Source organism: Clostridium sp. FP1 (assembly GCF_011065975.2).
In the GTDB taxonomy this organism is placed as follows: domain Bacteria; phylum Bacillota; class Clostridia; order Clostridiales; family Clostridiaceae; genus Clostridium_AD; species Clostridium_AD tagluense.
In genome coordinates this window covers 76,900-94,092 of record NZ_JAAMNJ020000002.1, presented here as the reverse complement: position 1 = coordinate 94,092, position 17,193 = coordinate 76,900, and the positions used below count along the sequence as shown (strand labels likewise).

The 17,193-nt window shown below is 29.1% G+C and carries 18 protein-coding genes; 6 read left to right on the top strand and 12 right to left on the bottom strand.

Translation table 11 applies throughout. From position 1 onward, the window contains the following. Positions 1 to 472 precede the first annotated feature (472 nt). Both G9F70_RS25105 and G9F70_RS25100 read left to right on the top strand, forming a co-directional pair. Positions 473 to 982 (top strand): RNA polymerase sigma factor, encoded by a 510-nt coding sequence (locus G9F70_RS25105; RefSeq protein ID WP_164946813.1) that lies wholly within the window; start codon positions 473 to 475, stop codon positions 980 to 982. Continuing rightward, complete coding sequence (locus tag G9F70_RS25100; RefSeq protein WP_164946812.1) at positions 969 to 1,970, top strand: anti sigma factor C-terminal domain-containing protein; 1,002 nt, start codon at positions 969 to 971, stop codon at positions 1,968 to 1,970. The genes G9F70_RS25105 and G9F70_RS25100 overlap by 14 nt, the downstream gene beginning before the upstream one ends. An 84-nt stretch (positions 1,971 to 2,054) precedes the next feature. Here the strand turns inward: G9F70_RS25100 and G9F70_RS25095 are convergent, their stop codons facing one another. Both G9F70_RS25095 and G9F70_RS25090 read right to left on the bottom strand, forming a co-directional pair. Then, positions 2,055 to 2,978 (bottom strand): hypothetical protein, encoded by a 924-nt coding sequence (locus G9F70_RS25095; RefSeq protein ID WP_164946811.1) that lies wholly within the window; start codon positions 2,976 to 2,978, stop codon positions 2,055 to 2,057. Between the two features lie 154 nt (positions 2,979 to 3,132). Further along, positions 3,133 to 4,050, bottom strand: coding sequence for a class I SAM-dependent methyltransferase (locus G9F70_RS25090; RefSeq protein ID WP_164946810.1), 918 nt, complete (start codon positions 4,048 to 4,050; stop codon positions 3,133 to 3,135). Between the two features lie 287 nt (positions 4,051 to 4,337). Between G9F70_RS25090 and G9F70_RS25085 the strand changes: the two genes are divergently transcribed. After that, on the top strand, positions 4,338 to 4,517 hold the full coding sequence (locus G9F70_RS25085) for a hypothetical protein (protein ID WP_164946809.1): 180 nt from the start codon (positions 4,338 to 4,340) through the stop codon (positions 4,515 to 4,517). Between the two features lie 419 nt (positions 4,518 to 4,936). Here the strand turns inward: G9F70_RS25085 and G9F70_RS25080 are convergent, their stop codons facing one another. The 6 genes from G9F70_RS25080 to G9F70_RS25055 all read right to left on the bottom strand — a co-directional run bounded on the left by G9F70_RS25080 (position 4,937) and on the right by G9F70_RS25055 (position 10,348). Continuing rightward, positions 4,937 to 5,473, bottom strand: coding sequence for a cysteine hydrolase family protein (locus G9F70_RS25080; RefSeq protein ID WP_164946808.1), 537 nt, complete (start codon positions 5,471 to 5,473; stop codon positions 4,937 to 4,939). Positions 5,474 to 6,297: 824 nt separating this feature from the next. Beyond that, on the bottom strand, positions 6,298 to 7,980 hold the full coding sequence (locus G9F70_RS25075; RefSeq protein WP_164946807.1) for an MFS transporter: 1,683 nt from the start codon (positions 7,978 to 7,980) through the stop codon (positions 6,298 to 6,300). Between the two features lie 121 nt (positions 7,981 to 8,101). Then, a complete protein-coding gene (locus G9F70_RS25070; RefSeq protein ID WP_164946806.1) occupies positions 8,102 to 8,629 on the bottom strand; it encodes a PadR family transcriptional regulator in 528 nt (175 codons plus the stop codon). Between the two features lie 330 nt (positions 8,630 to 8,959). Continuing rightward, positions 8,960 to 9,748: a GNAT family N-acetyltransferase gene (locus tag G9F70_RS25065; protein WP_164946805.1), complete on the bottom strand. Its 789-nt coding sequence runs from the start codon at positions 9,746 to 9,748 to the stop codon at positions 8,960 to 8,962. A gap of 81 nt (positions 9,749 to 9,829) precedes the next feature. Further along, complete coding sequence (locus tag G9F70_RS25060; RefSeq protein ID WP_164946804.1) at positions 9,830 to 10,129, bottom strand: hypothetical protein; 300 nt, start codon at positions 10,127 to 10,129, stop codon at positions 9,830 to 9,832. 57 nt (positions 10,130 to 10,186) lie between these two features. After that, positions 10,187 to 10,348: a recombinase family protein gene (locus G9F70_RS25055; protein WP_224617933.1), complete on the bottom strand. Its 162-nt coding sequence runs from the start codon at positions 10,346 to 10,348 to the stop codon at positions 10,187 to 10,189. 480 nt (positions 10,349 to 10,828) lie between these two features. Between G9F70_RS25055 and G9F70_RS25050 the strand changes: the two genes are divergently transcribed. Together G9F70_RS25050 and G9F70_RS25045 are read left to right on the top strand one after the other, a co-directional pair. Continuing rightward, complete coding sequence (locus G9F70_RS25050) at positions 10,829 to 12,025, top strand: MerR family transcriptional regulator (RefSeq protein ID WP_164946803.1); 1,197 nt, start codon at positions 10,829 to 10,831, stop codon at positions 12,023 to 12,025. Between the two features lie 220 nt (positions 12,026 to 12,245). After that, complete coding sequence (locus G9F70_RS25045; RefSeq protein WP_164946802.1) at positions 12,246 to 12,683, top strand: hypothetical protein; 438 nt, start codon at positions 12,246 to 12,248, stop codon at positions 12,681 to 12,683. Positions 12,684 to 12,774: 91 nt separating this feature from the next. Here the strand turns inward: G9F70_RS25045 and G9F70_RS25040 are convergent, their stop codons facing one another. Both G9F70_RS25040 and G9F70_RS25035 read right to left on the bottom strand, forming a co-directional pair. After that, the gene (locus G9F70_RS25040; RefSeq protein ID WP_164946801.1) at positions 12,775 to 13,146 is read right to left on the bottom strand and encodes a hypothetical protein; all 372 of its coding nucleotides are present in this window, start codon (positions 13,144 to 13,146) and stop codon (positions 12,775 to 12,777) included. A gap of 509 nt (positions 13,147 to 13,655) precedes the next feature. Then, positions 13,656 to 14,150: a GNAT family N-acetyltransferase gene (locus G9F70_RS25035; RefSeq protein ID WP_164946800.1), complete on the bottom strand. Its 495-nt coding sequence runs from the start codon at positions 14,148 to 14,150 to the stop codon at positions 13,656 to 13,658. A gap of 338 nt (positions 14,151 to 14,488) precedes the next feature. On the opposite strand from G9F70_RS25035, the gene G9F70_RS25030 reads away from it, so the two are divergent. Then, on the top strand, positions 14,489 to 15,667 hold the full coding sequence (locus G9F70_RS25030) for an ATP-binding protein (RefSeq protein WP_164946799.1): 1,179 nt from the start codon (positions 14,489 to 14,491) through the stop codon (positions 15,665 to 15,667). A 187-nt stretch (positions 15,668 to 15,854) separates the two neighbouring features. Here G9F70_RS25030 and G9F70_RS25025 read toward each other — a convergent pair whose 3' ends face one another. Then, positions 15,855 to 16,412 (bottom strand): hypothetical protein, encoded by a 558-nt coding sequence (locus tag G9F70_RS25025; RefSeq protein WP_224617931.1) that lies wholly within the window; start codon positions 16,410 to 16,412, stop codon positions 15,855 to 15,857. Positions 16,413 to 16,528: 116 nt separating this feature from the next. Beyond that, the gene (locus G9F70_RS25020; protein WP_164946798.1) at positions 16,529 to 17,092 is read right to left on the bottom strand and encodes a DUF4362 domain-containing protein; all 564 of its coding nucleotides are present in this window, start codon (positions 17,090 to 17,092) and stop codon (positions 16,529 to 16,531) included. Between the last annotated feature and the right edge of the window lie 101 nt (positions 17,093 to 17,193).

The following is a 17,193-nucleotide window of genomic DNA, read 5'->3' as shown; positions in this document are numbered from 1 at the left end:
AACTCCAAATTGTTCAATGAGTTTTGATTTTGCGAAAAAGGATACTATCAATAAAAACATATTAAGGGGTTCTACGCCTTAACACCCGAAATTTTTGATGATACACTTTTTGTGAATTTATTCTAAAACCAAATCGGAAATTATTTTATCCAAATTAATTGGATTCTTATTGCTACAGAGATTTGAATAGGAAATAAAATTTCAGCATGCATATCACATTAAAAATGTGTAGCATGCTGATTTCTTTAGTTTTGTTCCCCCACCCTTAAGCAAAAAAAATCCCCAAACTTAATAAGTCTAAGGGAACATAAAACACACTTCGATATTTATGAAAATCTTAAAAACCTTCTATATCAAGCTTTTACACTTCTATAAAAAACTCGTTGTTGTTTCAAAATAAAACTTTACAATTTTGTATACAATTCCACATTATGATAGTCTTATATATAAGTAGCTTTAGAGGGAGGGTGAAATGGATTACGGTGTTATTACACAATTATATATAAGCCAAATTAGTATTATTTACAAATATCTCATAAAGCTTGGATGTTCAAAGCATGAAGCTGAGGATATCGTCCAAGAATCCTTTACTAGAGCTATGATGTATATGGATGGTGTGAGAGTAGAAAAGCTTCCTTCCTGGTTGTTTACTGTAGCCACTAATATTTTTAGAACCTTAAAAAAAAGAAATAATAGATTAAGTTTTTCTTTGGATGAGAAACAGTATTGTAATAGTTTTTATAGCGAGGATGAAGTTGAAAACTCAGTATTAGTAGTGGAAAAAAGTAAATATGTTAAACAAACATTAGAAAGTTTAAAAGAGCAATATAAGACTTTACTTCTTATGAAATATCAAGCAGATTTAAGCTATAAACAAATTTCTATATTACTTGGCATCCCTGAGAATACAGTTAAGACATATCTTTACAGGGCGAGAGAAGAATTCAAGGAAAGGTGGCGGGAGAATTATGAAAGAAGATAACATGGAGTTTTTACTTGATGATGAAAAACTAAAAAAAGCATACAAAAAATCAAAAATTTTAAGTACTATTAGAATAATTGTAATAGTTATTATAGTGGTGATACCACTATATGTAGTATTTACCAAGGTCAATGTTATGGTTACTTATAAAATGGGAACTAATTATTATGCTGAAGTGGAAAAAATGCTAGAGATTACAAAACCTAACACTTATATTAGCAAGGCAAATGATACTATCAGTTTTTTGAGTGCAAGCGGTCAATATACAGTATCTAAAAGAATCGGCAATTGGAAATCTGTAGAGCTATACGATCGAAATAGCAAATATGGATTAGTAGATATTAAAGGGCCAAATCGTATTCTGTCTTCAAATAGCGGTGGACAAAAGGCAGGTGAGTGGCCAGTTAATTTTGATAGTTCGGGTAATTTAACTATGATGGCCTTTCACCCGGATATTAAGTATAAGGAATATAAAAATGATATAGCCTTACTTAATAAAGTAAGTTCTGACTCACTACTGGAGATGACTTTATCCTTTGATAAAAAATATAAAATTAATGAACTTTCAGGTATTCTACCGAAAGTTCAAATATCTGAGCTACTAATCGATGGTTATACAGACGGGGAAATGGAAATTTATAAAAAGGAAGCCTCAGAGAATGATGGAAAAGCTACATTTATTCAAGAGTTCAATTTTATAGGATTTAAGGGAGCTAGATGGTTTGATTATGAAGCCAATGAAGTATCAAAAAATTACGAGGAGTTTTTAAATAATCTCAAGTATGATTTTAAAGATATTTATTATAAAAATAAGTTTAGAGGTATCTATTCCACACTAAAGTCTAAGGAGCAATTAGCAGCAAATAAGATAGATGTAATAGGTGTAGTGGTTTATGGTAATCCAGAGGAATTGCAGAAGTTAAAGTCAAATCCGCATATAAAGGCATCAAGTGTTGGTATTATAACTAAGGATATAGTTTTTAGATGATTGCAGCAGGTTTGCTAATAGCAATAACAATGGATTAGAAGAATATCAACTCTCTTCAATCCATTGTTAAACAATAAAGAATTATTAAAATAACACCAACATGTTTTTATCACAAACAAATTCACTAAATCTACTTTTAAAAGTAGTTATATTTCCAATTATCAAGTTGTTAACAGTAAACAAATTCTTAAATTCACCACTTATATATTTACACGTAACAATATTTTCATCATCTATATAAATTATACCTTCATCAGTATTAGTGGTGAATATTTTTTGTTTTTTATTAATATCATAGATCTCTATACATTTCTCTTTGTTCAATACCCCATATAATTTTTCATTAAAATATGCTATGTGGTTAAACATTTCTTTTATTTTAATAATTTTTGTCTGATTAAGTTTAAAATTAAAAAAGATCACCTCTGTGGTATTTTCTTTAAAACATTGTGTTAAATCATCTCCTGCGGAGCTATAATTAACGACTTCAGAAGGAGATTTAGACTCCCACTGAAGTTTTCTTTTTGTTGTAGTATGTGCCCCCCACTTATAGAAGTGGGGGACTTCCTTCTGAAATGTCGTTAAATAGATAATTTTATCATTATCAGTTCCAATAACACTTAAGCAACTATTCATATCACATGTTTGTATAACATTATCTTCACTAACTTCCATATCAATAGTCAGTATATTTTCATCATTCCAATTAATACAATTAACTTTATTTAAATTTATATAATAATTACCTTTTTCATTGTTGATATATGCATAATAAATTACAGAATGACAACTCGTATATGTAATTAAATCAACTGGTTTACTAAATTGAAATCTATAGAAATCCTGGGTTATATAATTAAATCTCTGAATACTAATATAGCCTGATTGCTGATTTGGATTAGTAAAGAAATCTGGGCGCTCAATAAAGACCATACTGTTTCCAAAAAACAAATTCGTTTTAAATATATTACCACTTAATAATTTATGAACCTCTAGTGTTTGTAACATAATTTCTCCTTTCATTTATATTGGGTAATACAAGCGAATACCTTATAACTGCAAAGTAGTTTTACTTGTATTATCCTATATAGTCTGCTAATGATAAATTTAAGCTTTTATATAAACTTGTATTCAGCAAGTTACTAATTTTCTTATGTTGGTTTTATTTCTTCACCGCCAAACAATAATTCACATTGTCAAAGGCTGCTATAGGATGCTCTGGATTTGATTGATTATATTTTTTGAAATATTGCTCTGTTATTTCATTTGGTGTTAAATGCTCATAAACCAAGAAATTACTATCAGCCAATAATTTTTCAAGCTCTAAATAAGAATAGCTTGCAAGCATTTTTTCTTTAGCCGCACCAGCCATTGCTACTTGCTTTTGGGTTCGCTTTCCTGCTTTTGGGGTATAGGTATCCTCATCTGGATAATCAAAAACAATACCACTACCTTTTGGTACAATAGATGAAATAGCGTTGATTGTTTCAGCAAAAGTCTGCTTAGACAAATAGTAACTTATTCCAAGTAAACTGCAAAAACTGATTTTACTTTTAGAAAATTCTGAACAGGCAATTAAATTGCTTTTCCAGTTGTTTTCCGTAAAATCCACAGATATATAGTGCAGATTGGTAGGCTTTTCTGATACTACTGATTGAATACGTTTTTGCTTGTCAGAACCAGTGATGGGGTGGTCAAGTTCAAAGATTTGAATTTTTGATGCCCAGTCAGGCTGACGATATGCAAATGTATCATATCCGGCAGCAAAAATCATATATTGCTTTGCACCAATTCTCACAGCATTTTCAAGTGCTTTTTCTGCAAATGCCGCTCTACCAAGTGGCGATGGAGATAATTGATTATCTACAATCCAACGCAAGGCTTCTCCCTGTGTACCATCAAATGATGGATTGAAGAAATTGATTCCTTTTAACATATTACTTGCAATTTGTTCGTATTCGCTCTGAGTTAAAATGTCCTTTGCCAAGTAATCATCAAATACTTTCTCTGTATTTTGCGCTGAATGATATGCCCTTGAAAATGCACTTACCAATGCAGTCATGCTGCTTTTTTGTTCCATAAAATTATCACCTCTAATAATTAATACCATTTCATCGCCAACAGTACAAGACTTGAAATTTTCCTTATTTTATGGTATAATAAAGGTAGAAGAAATGAATAATTTACAAAACCGTCACATTTATAGTGGCGGTTTTTTTAATACAATAGTGTAGCAAAATATTATGAGAGTGAGGGATTGATATCTCATGGATTCGTGATTTATAAAGCATTTGCACAATAAAATAAACTAGATTATAATAACATGTATAGAATAATATAACTAATAAATTATTGGAGGTTATTTAAATGTCGAATCAATTTTGCCAACATTGTAATGCATTGAGAGATATGGTTTTATCAACATATGAGAAAGATGAAAAAGTTGATAAGGGGGACCTTGTAAAAATTATAACGAATAACTATCATTGTTCAATATGTAATTCTTTTGTGTATTCCACAGATGTAAAAATTCCAAAAGAGAATTAATACAATAAAATAAACAATTATGTTAGATAGTGAAACAGAGAGTCATTTTATTATGGAGGCTTTAAAAAGGTATTAATACTAATTTATCATATTTTAAAATATGAATTAAGGACCTAATGTCAGCAATGGATAATTTAATAAAGAATTTAAGTTCTTAAGAAGTTAAGAAGTTAAGAAGTTAAGAATATGGGTGTTTTTGCCTATCCCCACAAAAATGGGGAGTAAGCAAATTACTCATTAGCAACTATCGTGAACCACTCACCACCTAAGAGGTGGGAGCTTCTTGTTAAATTTAGCTGATTAATAAAGCATCAAATACTAATGTATTTAATGCTTTAAAATAACTACATTTTTATAAATATATTAAAACCCACATCTAATGATATGGGTTTATCTGTGACGACATATAAGAACATTGTTTATTCACTAATTAATCTTTCTATTGTATTCTCTATACGTTCTACAATACCAAATCTGCCATTAAATATATTAAAATTATAATGCTCATACAAGTCCTTTGCTAATATATTCCCATTATTAAATGTTGTATTTGTTTTCTCTGGTATAATCATCTTAAACCCATACTCAAATGCAACTTTACAAGTAGTATCAAGGCAATACTCTGTTTGCATACCTGTAATAATTAATTGATCTATTCCCTTATTATCTAGATATTTTTTTAAATTTGTCTCCTTAAAAGCAGAATTATAATTTTTGGTTATTACTTTTTCATTTATATTCGGACTTATTTCTCCATATATCTTCCATCCTTCTGAATTAGGTTCTAATTCTTCACCAACTTTATCATTATGTTGAATATAAATCACCTCTACGTTGGTTTCTCTACATGTTTTAATTAAATTTTTTATATTACTTATAACTTCTTCTACTGCGAAAGGTTTTGCTAATACTAATGCATTTTGAACATCTATAACTAAGAGTGCTATTTTTCCCATTTCTCTATTTCCCCCTATAAATTTAATTTTAAGTCCGTTATAAAATACGAGTACGACATAAGATATTTGAATAGTTATTCTATAGATATCTCTATAATCCTTTAAAAATATTATTTCAAAGACAAATGTCGTGAAATTTTTATTTGATGAAGATTATTTTGAATGTCTTTTGTTTTTGCTCCAAACTAGGGTGTGGAATAGCTTAGATTAAACCTCAAAACTTAATTCTTCTCCATTTTGGGGTATAAGCACATTAGTATTAATATTATTGGTATTAATATAATTAATTAAATTTTTTCTTGATAGTCTGCAATGGTTCCATGCTTCCATGTGTACAACAACAACCTTTAGACTTGAATAATTCATTTATACCTTGAGTTGTCATAGTAATAGGTTCTCCATGGTCAAATTGTGCACCACCACAATTACAAACAACAATTTCAGGTTTGAATTTATCTATTGAATCTTCAACTTCTTTACACCAGACTGTATCTCCGTCTATATAGACAGTGGGCTTTTAAGAACAGGTCATAACAAAACCTGATACCGGTGCCATTTTTATAGCAAGTTCATCATGTCCATGCTTTCCATTTGTAGGATTAAAAATAATTCAAATACAAGAAAAGGCTACTGGAGAATATCCAATAGTCCTATAGTACACAAGTCTATAAATAACAAATATCTAGAATCACTAGGATTTGTTAGCCTAACAAGCAAATATCAAAAGATACATTAATTCCTAATGAACCGCCGTATACCCAACGGTACATACAGTGGTGTTAGAGGTGTCGCTGAATAAAATAATTATTCAGCTCCTACTCAAGTTAGTTTACTGAAGCATTATTTGTGTTTTCAACAAACTGCTTATTTTTTGTATCAGGATTTCTCTTTTTATCACTGAATAATGCAAAAAGTATACCTGGTAAAAGAATTACAGAGCTCATTTTAAATGTAAAACTAAAAGCTTTAACAGTATAGGTCAAAAAGGTATCTTGGATAACAGGTACTATTTTTTTTGTTTCTTTCTTTTGAGCTTCAAAACTTTCTTTGATTTTATTTTCAACCAACGCTTGCGAAGATGCTAACACAGCAGTTTCTTTTTTATCAATTGTGTTTAATATTTCTGAAAGACTAACACTTTTATCACTACTTGATTTGATAGAAGAAATCATCTGCAACTTGGTTTCATTATCAAATACAGTGTCATTTTGTATTGTTTGCACAGCATAGTCTTTAGCATCAGATATCTGGGTAGTCATATTTGATGTAAATATAGTTAAAAATAAGGCAACTCCAAGTACAGTTCCAAGTGTTCTTGTCATGTTATTTATTCCAGAAGCTATTCCTATTTTATCTACAGGAACGTTAGCAATTGTAGAACTCATTAGTGTTGCCATACTGAGACCCGTACCAGCACCAGCAACAATTAATCTTAAAATAATATCTGTATTTGAAGAATTTTGAGTAAGAGAACTATTTAGGTAGCAGGAGGCACACAGCAAAAGAAGACCCAAAGCACTAAGAAATCTGCTGCCTAATTTTTTTGTCAAAATAGCAGCTAATATTGAAAAAAACATTGAACATAAGGACATAGTTGAAATAATAAGTCCTGCTGATAGTTGATTTAATCCTTTAACCTGAATTAGGAAAAAACATAGAAAAAAGGAACCAGACATCATACCAAGTCCGAGTAAGAATAGAGAAATCGAGCCGTTAGTAAATTGTACAGATTTAAATAAACTAAGTGGAAGCATCGGATCCTTAACTTTTAGTTCGATAATAATAAATAGTATAAGGGCTATAGCGGAAGCAACAAAGAGGGAAAGGATAAAGCTTGAAGTCCAACCTTTTTCATTAGCCTTTATTAATGCTAAAGTTAAGCAAAACATAGCAGTGGAGATTGTTATAATCCCCCCAAAGTCTATACTTTTACTTGCAGTCGGGTCATAAGATTCCTTTATGAATTTCATAGTTAGTAGTATACAAATACAACCTATAGGTACATTAATAAAGAAAATATATCTCCAATTAAAACATTGAGTTAATATACCGCCAAGCGTTGGTCCACTTGCAGCAGCAAGACCGGCAAAAGCTCCCCAAAGTGCCATAATAGTTCCTCTCTTTTCTGGTGGGAATATTTCAGCAGAAAGAGGCATTGCAACAGGCACAACAAAAGCTGCGGATAACCCTTGAACTGCTCTAAGTAATATAAGTACTTCAAGGGAATTTGAAATACCAGATAGCAGTGAAGATATAGTAAATAAAAATACTCCTGTAATAAACAGTTTTTTTCTGCCAAATTGATCTGAAAGTCTCGAAGCAGTTAGTACAATAGCTGCAAAAGCTAGATTATAGGTATTTACTACCCAAGAAATATGAGCCATATTAGTATTAAAGTATTCGGTCATTTTAGGCAAAGTGATATTTACTATAGTTGTATCTAATAATGCCATAAAAAATCCTAAAATAATAGCTACAAAAGAAATGATTTGATATTTTTTGTTCATAAGATAAACCTCCTAAATAATAATGTAAGATATATTAGTATATGATAAACTACTATAAATTATAGTAGTTGGGTAAAAAAAATGTCTCGCAATATAAGGATTTATTAGAGACATCAAATTATTAATTATAATAATCAAAAACTTTTTCAGACCATTTTTGTAAAATGTTATAGAATTCGTTATATAGATCTAATATAAGAAATTCAGAACCAGATTTTTCATTGTGCTGTTTTTCGTAATTATAAGTTGACTCCGCAAACGCTCTACGTTCTTCTGCCTTGTTTTTGAAGTTTTTAAGGTATTCTTTTCTTTTTTCTTCTGGTAAATTCTCTATATTAACTAAAAATGCATTAAAATCTAAATAAAGATTTCCTATATGTTTTGAACTTTCCTCCATTAGTTCAATGAAATATGAATTTCCTTTTTCGGTCAGTGAATATAATGTTTTTTCGGGCATTTCACCTTCTTTAACAGTTCTTGAATTTAAATATCCATTATCGCATAATTTAATTATATTTTTATAGATTGACGGGTTACTGATTTTTAGCCACTTAGTAAGATTCCAGATATCAAATTCTTTAACCATTTCATAGGCACTTTTCTCTTTGTTCTGCAAATAGCCAAGTATTATTAAATTTATTGAAGACACTTTAATCACCACCATTTATTATACTACTATAAAGTATAGTGGTGTATGGTATATTTGTCAATATAGAATTTGGTAAAATTGTTTTAAACTGAAAATTACAATTATAATTTTTGAATTTTATGTTTCGTAACTATTCAGCTACAGTAAAAAAACACCTTACATTCATAGTCTGATTTATATGAATGTAAGGTGTTGATATTAAATTTTGATATGGGTGTAATAATTCAGGAACTGGCTCAGTTTCAGGTATTACCTGACTAATAATTTGCTTATTCCCCTTTTTCGGGGTGATGGGCAAAAATACCCAAATATTATATTCCTAACTATACTTTACAATTTATATAATAATGCATAGGATTCACTTACTTTTTCAAACCCCAAATTTTTATACATTTCTTTTGCTGTATCTTCCTCATCGGCACAGAGATATATCACTTCAGCTTTCTTTAAAAGAGCTATGTCTATCACATATTTTAAGATAGTAGTACCTATTCCACGACGCTGATACTCTGGGGACACTGTAAAATCTTCTATTTTAGCTATTCCATTATATAAAAACAATTCACAACTTCCAACTGGAATTTTATCATAATAACAAATATATGTATCCACCGGAATTTCTGACAAAGATGCCTGTCCTATACGTCTGGCTCTACGCTGGCAAAAATCTTTTTCAAAAGTCTCACTGTCCTGAATTAGATCTAGTGATACCAAATCTTCAACCATAGAATAATCTGCAATTTTACGTATCGAATACCTATTTAAGGTATTCCATTTTGGAGATTCCATAGGTACATATACATAGTTACCATAATGCTCAATTTCTAGTTTTTCATGATATCCTTCTAAACATTTTTCAGCAGGCAGTTCATCTATAGTAATCCTACAAAAATCTTTACTTTCTTTATAATTTAGTTCTATTTCCTCTTTAATAATCTGTTGTAAAACATCTTTAGATAATGTTTTTTTAATATTTGTAGAATTGTGAAAATGCATATCCTTCATTTTACTGTCACGAAATCTAATAATCTGTTCATTTTCGAAACATTCAGAAAAGCAGCTGATATAAGTAATCTCGCTATGCTTTATCTTTTCTTGGATTTTTAAATACTGGTTCATAATATTTCCTCCTTTTAATTTTCAAGTTATTTTTATATCCATTTGTTAGGAAGCAAGCGAACTGATGTATTATCAGTACTATTATTTTCTTGATATTTGAGATGTAACCACAATAAGATCAGTGTTTATCTTTCTTACAGGCTTGATTATTACATCACCATAGTGGCTTGGATGATTGAAGCCATACAAAGATTCACGGAATATTTCATATACTACATTTTTCAAATCATCATCTTTATATTTAACAAAAATTATATAGTCATCATTTATTGAGGGTGATTTTTGCATACAATAATAGTAATTCAAGTATTTCTCAATGGTTTCTCTAGCTTTTTTCTTTCCACGTACAAATTTGTTATTGTTCTCAACTCTAAGGTTCATGAGTATTTGCGCTGTTTTTTCATTAGAAGGATTAATATTAGTTTCGGAGCTATTTCCTTATTTATGTATATACCGATATAATGTTGCCTGACTAATTCCAGACATTTTCTCTGTTACTATTTCAATACAATTATATTGATTAAGTAAATCTAATTGCCTGCTTAAATCTTGTTGCACTGTGCTTACCCTGGCATACCCATAACTATAATTTTCAATCATTGCAGCACCTCCTAATTATATGTTAATATTATGATAATAGGTAGTTTATGTTAATATGTTTTTGATAATGGTTTTAATAACCGTTTTAGTGCATTGGATGCAGTAATTTTTAGTAAAATCATTGATTTTCAAATACCATGGTATTTGAGATATTTGTTTAGCATTTGGTTAATTCCAGGTGCTATTTTTTATGAAATTTTAGTTTTACTCTAAATGGGGGGCTTTATTCTTATAGAATTCTCTAAGCATGATGGCTATAGGGTACTGGCATCAAAACGTGGAAATTATACGCTAAGGATTTGAACAGCAATTACTATTTTTTATCTGGCTTAAGGATTAAAATTTTCTAAAAAAGCGTTGACCCTAACACTATGTCATAGTGTAATATAAAAATAGAGTTTAATTATATTGACAAAAACTCATAGCCGGCGAGTGTTAGACAGTATTGATAGCTCTAAAATCAAAGTTGGAGGTGCAGCAATGAAAACAATAAAACAAGTTTCGGATTTGACAGAAATAAGTGTGCGTATGCTACATTACTACGATAAAATCGGATTGTTAAAACCAAGTAAATTCACAGACTCAGGTTACAGACTTTATGACGATGAAGCTCTTAAAATTTTGCAACAGATTTTATTTTTTAAGGAACTTGATATACCACTAAAAGAAGTTAAAGAAATCATGGCTAGTGCCCACTTTGATAAAATGCAAGCACTAAAAAGTCATGAAAAGTTGCTTATTTTAAAACGCAACAGATTGAATGGTTTAATAGAGCTTGTAAATAAAACATTAAAAGGAGAAAACACAATGAGTTTTAAAGAATTTGATATGAGTGAATATTATAATGCACTAGAAGAGTTTAAAACTGAACACAAAAATATTATAATTAAATCTTATGGTAGTATGGATAAATATGATGAATTTATTGAAACATGTAAATCTAAGGAAGCTGAAATTGCTAAAATGGCTATAAAGGAATATGGAAGTATTGAAGAATATGTTAAATCTATGAAGAAAAATTTTAATAGTGATGCAATGACTAAAGCAGAACAAATTGATTTTTTTAAAAAAGATTGTCTTTATGATAGACATCCTAAATTAAAAGAGCTATATAAAAAACTTACAGCCGACTTAAGTAAAGATCCTTCTTCAGGTGAAATTCAACATATTGCTGGTGAAATAACGAGTATAGCTAAAAGAGATTATGAAGTTTTTAAAAATGAGCTTGGAGATTATTATTGGTACATTATAGTAAAATTGTGGTTGGAATTTCCTAAGGGCTTAGAAAAAAACTATGATGGAAGTGGCATGTCGTGGCTAGAATCAATGGATAAAAAATATGGAGAGGGTGCGTCTAAATTTATCGGAAAAGCGTTAAAATTTTATTTGGGAGATTATGAGCCTAAAATAGAAACACTATATAAAAAACTTGGATCTGACTTAAGTAAAGACCCTACTTCAAAAGAGATTCAACAAATTGTTTCTGAAATAACAAATGAGAACCGAAAAATAAATGAAGCTTTAAAAGTAGATGAGGGAGAAAATCATTGGGGTTATACAGCAGAACTTTATTTATCAAATCCTACGTATATAAAAGTAATGGACAAGAAATATGGCAGTGGTGCATCTAAATTTATCGGAGAAGCTTTAAAATTTTATTCTGAAAATAATAAGTAGTGAATTAAAAGCTATCAAAGGGGTATGTTAAGCAGATGATGATTTAATCTACTATTTAAGCAAGAAAACACAGGATAAGAACCTGTGTTTTCTTTGAGTTTAATAGATTATGTTATAGTTCCTAATATTTTAAATTTATGTTATAATTAGTATGAATACTAGCTATAATTACTACATAATTGTAGTTTATGATGAGCCAATTTTTAAGGAGGATATTTATATGAGTATATTTAAAATAACTGTTATTGTAGTTGTTACATATGTAGTTATAGCTTTAATTCTCCGATATTTTATTACTATAAAAAAGCTTAAAATAAGTAAATTATCAAGGTTGTTTTATGATGATGATGAAAAATTCATTAAGTCTTGGGAAAAAATGAAGGATAAAGGCGTATTAAAATATATACTTAAAAATATTGTTATTGGGATTGTTACAATGGGCATAATCGGTATATTTTTTTTATTGAACAAATTTACTATGTATGGATATGAACAAAGACAAACATTGTTTGTTGCTTTGTTCATGGGTATTATTTTTGGTTTAATAAATTCTCTAACTCAATACATTGTAGGTCAGGATAGATATAGACAATTAAAAGAAAATTGTAAAGTAGAAAGTGACAATATAGATAACACCAATAAAAGTTTTAAAGAATAGTTCTAAATATTCTTCTGAAGTCGTTAATATTGCAGCTTCGAAGAAGATAAACAGCTGCGCAGATGATGATTTAATTCGCATTTTATGGATATTATTGACATAAACCCTTGTCAAGAAAATAATTTCGTTTGCTAAAAGTATAGACTAATACTATAATTGAGCCTATCATATTTGCGATAAGGAAGGATAGGGTAAAATTACCTACTACTAAAAAGCATATTGTGTAAATTATCATAGCCCAGTAGCCCCATTTTTTAAGTTTTAAATATCCATAACTTATTATCAAAGAAATTATAGCAAATATTAATATTTGAACATTTCCTGATATAATTGATACGCCAAATCTGAATGAAGTTTCAAATTTTTTTGTAGGATTGGTAATTATCATTACTATAATTGATATTGCTGGCAAAATATATAAACATCCAAGTAGTGTTATACCTAAAGGTCTTTTTTTACGCATATAATCACCTCCTTTTTATGTATAATGTTTCAAATAGGTTAATTTCACAATTATGTCTTTATTTCATTATACACATATTAATATAATTATTCAAATATTTAACATAATTATATATAAATTGTTTCCCTAATTTTAAAAATAGAGTATATTTACACTACTCAAAAATGAGGAATAGACACAATGTGAATGTAATTCAATTGGTATTGTGTTACACTCAGAATATCAATATACACTTAATATATTAAGTGTGCGAATTAACTCTACTTCACATTATGCTCATAATCCATATCTACTTATAAATCAAGATACCAAATAAATTGTACTTCATCCCTACTATCAACATCATTATAATAAGCATATTCATCGATCTTTCTTAAAACAGCTTTTAAATATATGTGTTTTGAAATGATTAGTGAAAAAAACAGCTACAAGACAGTATTTTGCATTTTTGATGAACTACTATTTTGTGGCGGGTATGACATAAAACAAGAAAGATGCGGAATAACTAATTATAGAAATTTTTTCATAATAATAGCTGGTAAAATTTTTCCTGTCCAATTTAATTCTATATCTTTAATTTTAGAAAAACCATTTTTAACCCAGAACTTAAGTACGCTATCATCATAGTTAATAACTACATCTATTCTCATACATTTACTTTTTACTGATGTAATATATTCCTCTAAAGCCTGATAGATTAATCTTCCAAACCCTTTATTTTTATAATCATTGTGTATCATTAATAATGATAAATAAGTTTCCTCACCTATTTTGAAATCTATTATACCAATTATTTTACCTGGACTTTTTTCAACTACCTTACAAGAATAAAAATCGGCTTTTTTCATGGATGCTAACTCCTCAAGTATCCATTCGTATTTAATAATGTCTGTATCCATATGATTTGTTAAAAAATATTTATTTGAATTATATACTTCAACAATATCCTTTAAATCTTTGTTTTGAACTAAATCTATATAAAAACCTTTTGATTGAAAAATCATTTTGATTCCTCCCCATACTTTAAAAGCATGACTTGTTCATAATTTTATCAATATTATACCATTGCTTTATGCAAGCTGTCACAAAAAGTAATATAGGACTTCTGTGATAGTATTCAGAGGTGAATATTGTACTATGGCTGTTTTTAAGCAAGTAGCCGGTAATCTTCACGAATACCAACTTTCAGAACCGGATTTGCCAATTAATGCATCTGGGCCACCATATTAATATTAGTGGAAGATTCCTATTTAAAATGTATTAAATACTATAGACATCCCATAAATTAGATTAAACAGATTGATTTATAAAAAATAAGGTTACTTGTAGAGGAGTGGTATTTATGTATACTAAAAAATTATTATCTTCAGATGTTTTTAAACCCTGCAACTTTCCAGAGCATACATACATACCAAGAGAGTCTAAATTCGGAATAGACTACGAGCAAAGGCTTAATTTAGCTCTAAATGTATCAGGTGCACTAATTTCAATAATTGGTGCGTCTAAAATGGGTAAAACTGTTTTATGTGAAAAAGTTATCCCCCTTGAAAGACAAGTTAACATATCCGGTGCTGATTTTTCAAATGGAGAGGACTTTTGGAGTGTAATTGCACAGAAGATTGGGCTACCTTTTGAGGGTAAAACAACTGAAAGTAAACAAATTAGTAATACTGAGCAGCATAGTAAAACCGAATCTTTTATCTTGACTAAGGATATGGTTATTAAATATTTTGCTAGTAATAATAAAGTCTTAATTTTAGATGACTTTCATTATGCGTCAAATGAAGCCCAAAAGAGTATTGCAAGTCATCTTAAAGATGCCATAAGGAGAGGTCTAAGATCAATTATAATTTCATTACCACACAGAGCAGATGCTCCCATTAGAAATAATGCTGATTTAGCTGGAAGATTAAGTTTAATTGATATTGAAGCATGGAAAATAAATGAATTAGAAGAAATAGCTATAAAAGGATTTAACCAACTAGATGTTAAGATTTCAGAGCAGGTTGCTAAAAATATTGCTATAGAAAGCTTAACTTCACCACAGCTTATGCAATATATATGTCTAAGTATTTGTATCGCACTTAATGTTGATAATGGAGAGACTGAGGAAATAACATCGGATATCCTAGAGAAAGCTTATAAATTTACAACGTCTAATCTTGACTATGCAGATGTTATAAAATTAATTTCAAAAGGTCCTTTAAGTAAGGGTAAGGAAAGAACTATGTATGCCACTAAATTGGGTGAAAAAATGGATTTATATAAATTAGTAGTGGAATCTCTATCTAAAAATCCACCATTAATGGGACTCACAATAGATGATATTAAAGAAAGAGTAGAGGATTTAATAGAAAATGATACTCTCAAACCAGATAGACAAAAAATCAAAAACACAGTGACTCAAATGCAAAAAATAATTACTGATAAAGATGATATTTTCAAGGTATTAGAATGGAAAGATGACATGATTTATATAACCGATCCTTTATTTCTTTTTTATTTAAGATGGGGGAGATAATTATCAAATATAATATATCATTAAAATATTCTATATGTGAAGTTTTAGATTTCTTGAATAGTCAAATAAATGAACTTTCCAGCACCCATAATACTAAGGATATTTCTAATATACTGAATAATACTGCATTTAAAGTGTCTAAATTGCATTGCTAGTTATTTAAATGAAGATATGCTACATTGTGTTTTTACCTGTAATTTTGTTTATTCCTTCTATTACTCCATTCCCGCCAGAATTTAATATATCCATTATATTCAAAATCATTTGTTGGAATATGTTTTTGTGGAATATTTTTTTCTTGGCACTTCCTATAAAAGTCTTCAATTTTATCCACAAAACTAAATACTATTTCCCGATATGAATTTAGTTCTATATCCACCTCGTTTCCTTTTTCTGTAATTAACTTTACATAGTCATTAGTGTGCAAAACAGACCAATCTACCCCTGTAGGACAACCACTTATTTCAACAGTATCATCAACGTCATTCGGAATAATAAAAAAACCACAACAGGGTAACATCTGATTTTGACTTTCTCCGAGTACATGGTTCTCTTTAAGCGATTTCAATAAATATAATCCAGTTGAACTTACTGTACATGAATAGTTATCTGCAACTATCTCCTCACCTATTCTTACATAAACATCACCATGAAGGCACAAATCCTCTGGATTATCTTCTTCATCGTTTTCACCATGTGTCCAGTATAAATCTAATATATTGATAACAAATTGATATTTATCCATGCTTTCAGCCTCCCTATTTCTATTCTTATAATATCATTATTAAGTTCGCTACACTATACAGTTGTTACATAGCTTAAGAATATTCTGAAGTGACATACTTTTAAAAGGTTAAAATTCTATTGGTTATTATAAGAACATAGAAAATTATAATTTATAAAATCCTTTGAATTGCTACTTATCTTACTTTTCCAAATGTCGTTACTTGACAGTTTGTCATCATTGACCAAATAATAGGCTATATTATTTTTTTCTTCAAATACTTTTAAGTATTTATATTCAAATTCTCTATATTCCAAACTTGCAAAAGCATCTCTTGTACCATCATATATACCATAATATTTATGGTTACTATATACAATTTTTGTTATTAGAGCATCTCCTCCATCTATATAATTAACAATGGTTATTGAAGATGATTTTCCGCTTTTAGAATTAGAAACAAAGGCATCCATAATACTTATTTTTGATTCTAACACGCCACGTACAATGACAAAGCAACCATCTTTAACAGCCATATCTGCCTTGTATTCTTTTGGAAAAAGTGATAACTCAGACTTTATTTTATTAAAATCATTATTATCTACTGAAATTTTCTTTGATATATCACTGCACCCAATCAAACTAAATGAAAATAAAACAAACATCAATATAACACTCATATTTTTTAATCTTTTTCTCATAAAGCTCCTTTCTTTTAGTTCACATCATTCTAATGTTGCAACACAAAACATTTATTTAATTATACTATTATTACCGTAAATTGGATATAAAAAGGAATGTA

What these genes read in the sequence shown, in the direction of transcription:
- G9F70_RS25025 (WP_224617931.1), bottom strand. Translation starts at nt 16,412, where the DNA reads ATGGATAAATATCAATTTGTTATCAATATATTAGATTTATACTGGACA.
- G9F70_RS25095 (WP_164946811.1), bottom strand. Translation starts at nt 2,978, where the DNA reads ATGTTACAAACACTAGAGGTTCATAAATTATTAAGTGGTAATATATTT.
- G9F70_RS25030 (WP_164946799.1), top strand. Translation starts at nt 14,489, where the DNA reads ATGTATACTAAAAAATTATTATCTTCAGATGTTTTTAAACCCTGCAAC.
- G9F70_RS25055 (WP_224617933.1), bottom strand. Translation starts at nt 10,348, where the DNA reads ATGATTGAAAATTATAGTTATGGGTATGCCAGGGTAAGCACAGTGCAA.
- G9F70_RS25100 (WP_164946812.1), top strand. Translation starts at nt 969, where the DNA reads ATGAAAGAAGATAACATGGAGTTTTTACTTGATGATGAAAAACTAAAA.
- G9F70_RS25085 (WP_164946809.1), top strand. Translation starts at nt 4,338, where the DNA reads ATGTCGAATCAATTTTGCCAACATTGTAATGCATTGAGAGATATGGTT.
- G9F70_RS25060 (WP_164946804.1), bottom strand. Translation starts at nt 10,129, where the DNA reads ATGAACCTTAGAGTTGAGAACAATAACAAATTTGTACGTGGAAAGAAA.
- G9F70_RS25065 (WP_164946805.1), bottom strand. Translation starts at nt 9,748, where the DNA reads ATGAACCAGTATTTAAAAATCCAAGAAAAGATAAAGCATAGCGAGATT.
- G9F70_RS25105 (WP_164946813.1), top strand. Translation starts at nt 473, where the DNA reads ATGGATTACGGTGTTATTACACAATTATATATAAGCCAAATTAGTATT.
- G9F70_RS25080 (WP_164946808.1), bottom strand. Translation starts at nt 5,473, where the DNA reads ATGGGAAAAATAGCACTCTTAGTTATAGATGTTCAAAATGCATTAGTA.
- G9F70_RS25045 (WP_164946802.1), top strand. Translation starts at nt 12,246, where the DNA reads ATGAGTATATTTAAAATAACTGTTATTGTAGTTGTTACATATGTAGTT.
- G9F70_RS25040 (WP_164946801.1), bottom strand. Translation starts at nt 13,146, where the DNA reads ATGCGTAAAAAAAGACCTTTAGGTATAACACTACTTGGATGTTTATAT.
- G9F70_RS25075 (WP_164946807.1), bottom strand. Translation starts at nt 7,980, where the DNA reads ATGAACAAAAAATATCAAATCATTTCTTTTGTAGCTATTATTTTAGGA.
- G9F70_RS25035 (WP_164946800.1), bottom strand. Translation starts at nt 14,150, where the DNA reads ATGATTTTTCAATCAAAAGGTTTTTATATAGATTTAGTTCAAAACAAA.
- G9F70_RS25050 (WP_164946803.1), top strand. Translation starts at nt 10,829, where the DNA reads ATGAAAACAATAAAACAAGTTTCGGATTTGACAGAAATAAGTGTGCGT.
- G9F70_RS25090 (WP_164946810.1), bottom strand. Translation starts at nt 4,050, where the DNA reads ATGGAACAAAAAAGCAGCATGACTGCATTGGTAAGTGCATTTTCAAGG.
- G9F70_RS25020 (WP_164946798.1), bottom strand. Translation starts at nt 17,092, where the DNA reads ATGAGAAAAAGATTAAAAAATATGAGTGTTATATTGATGTTTGTTTTA.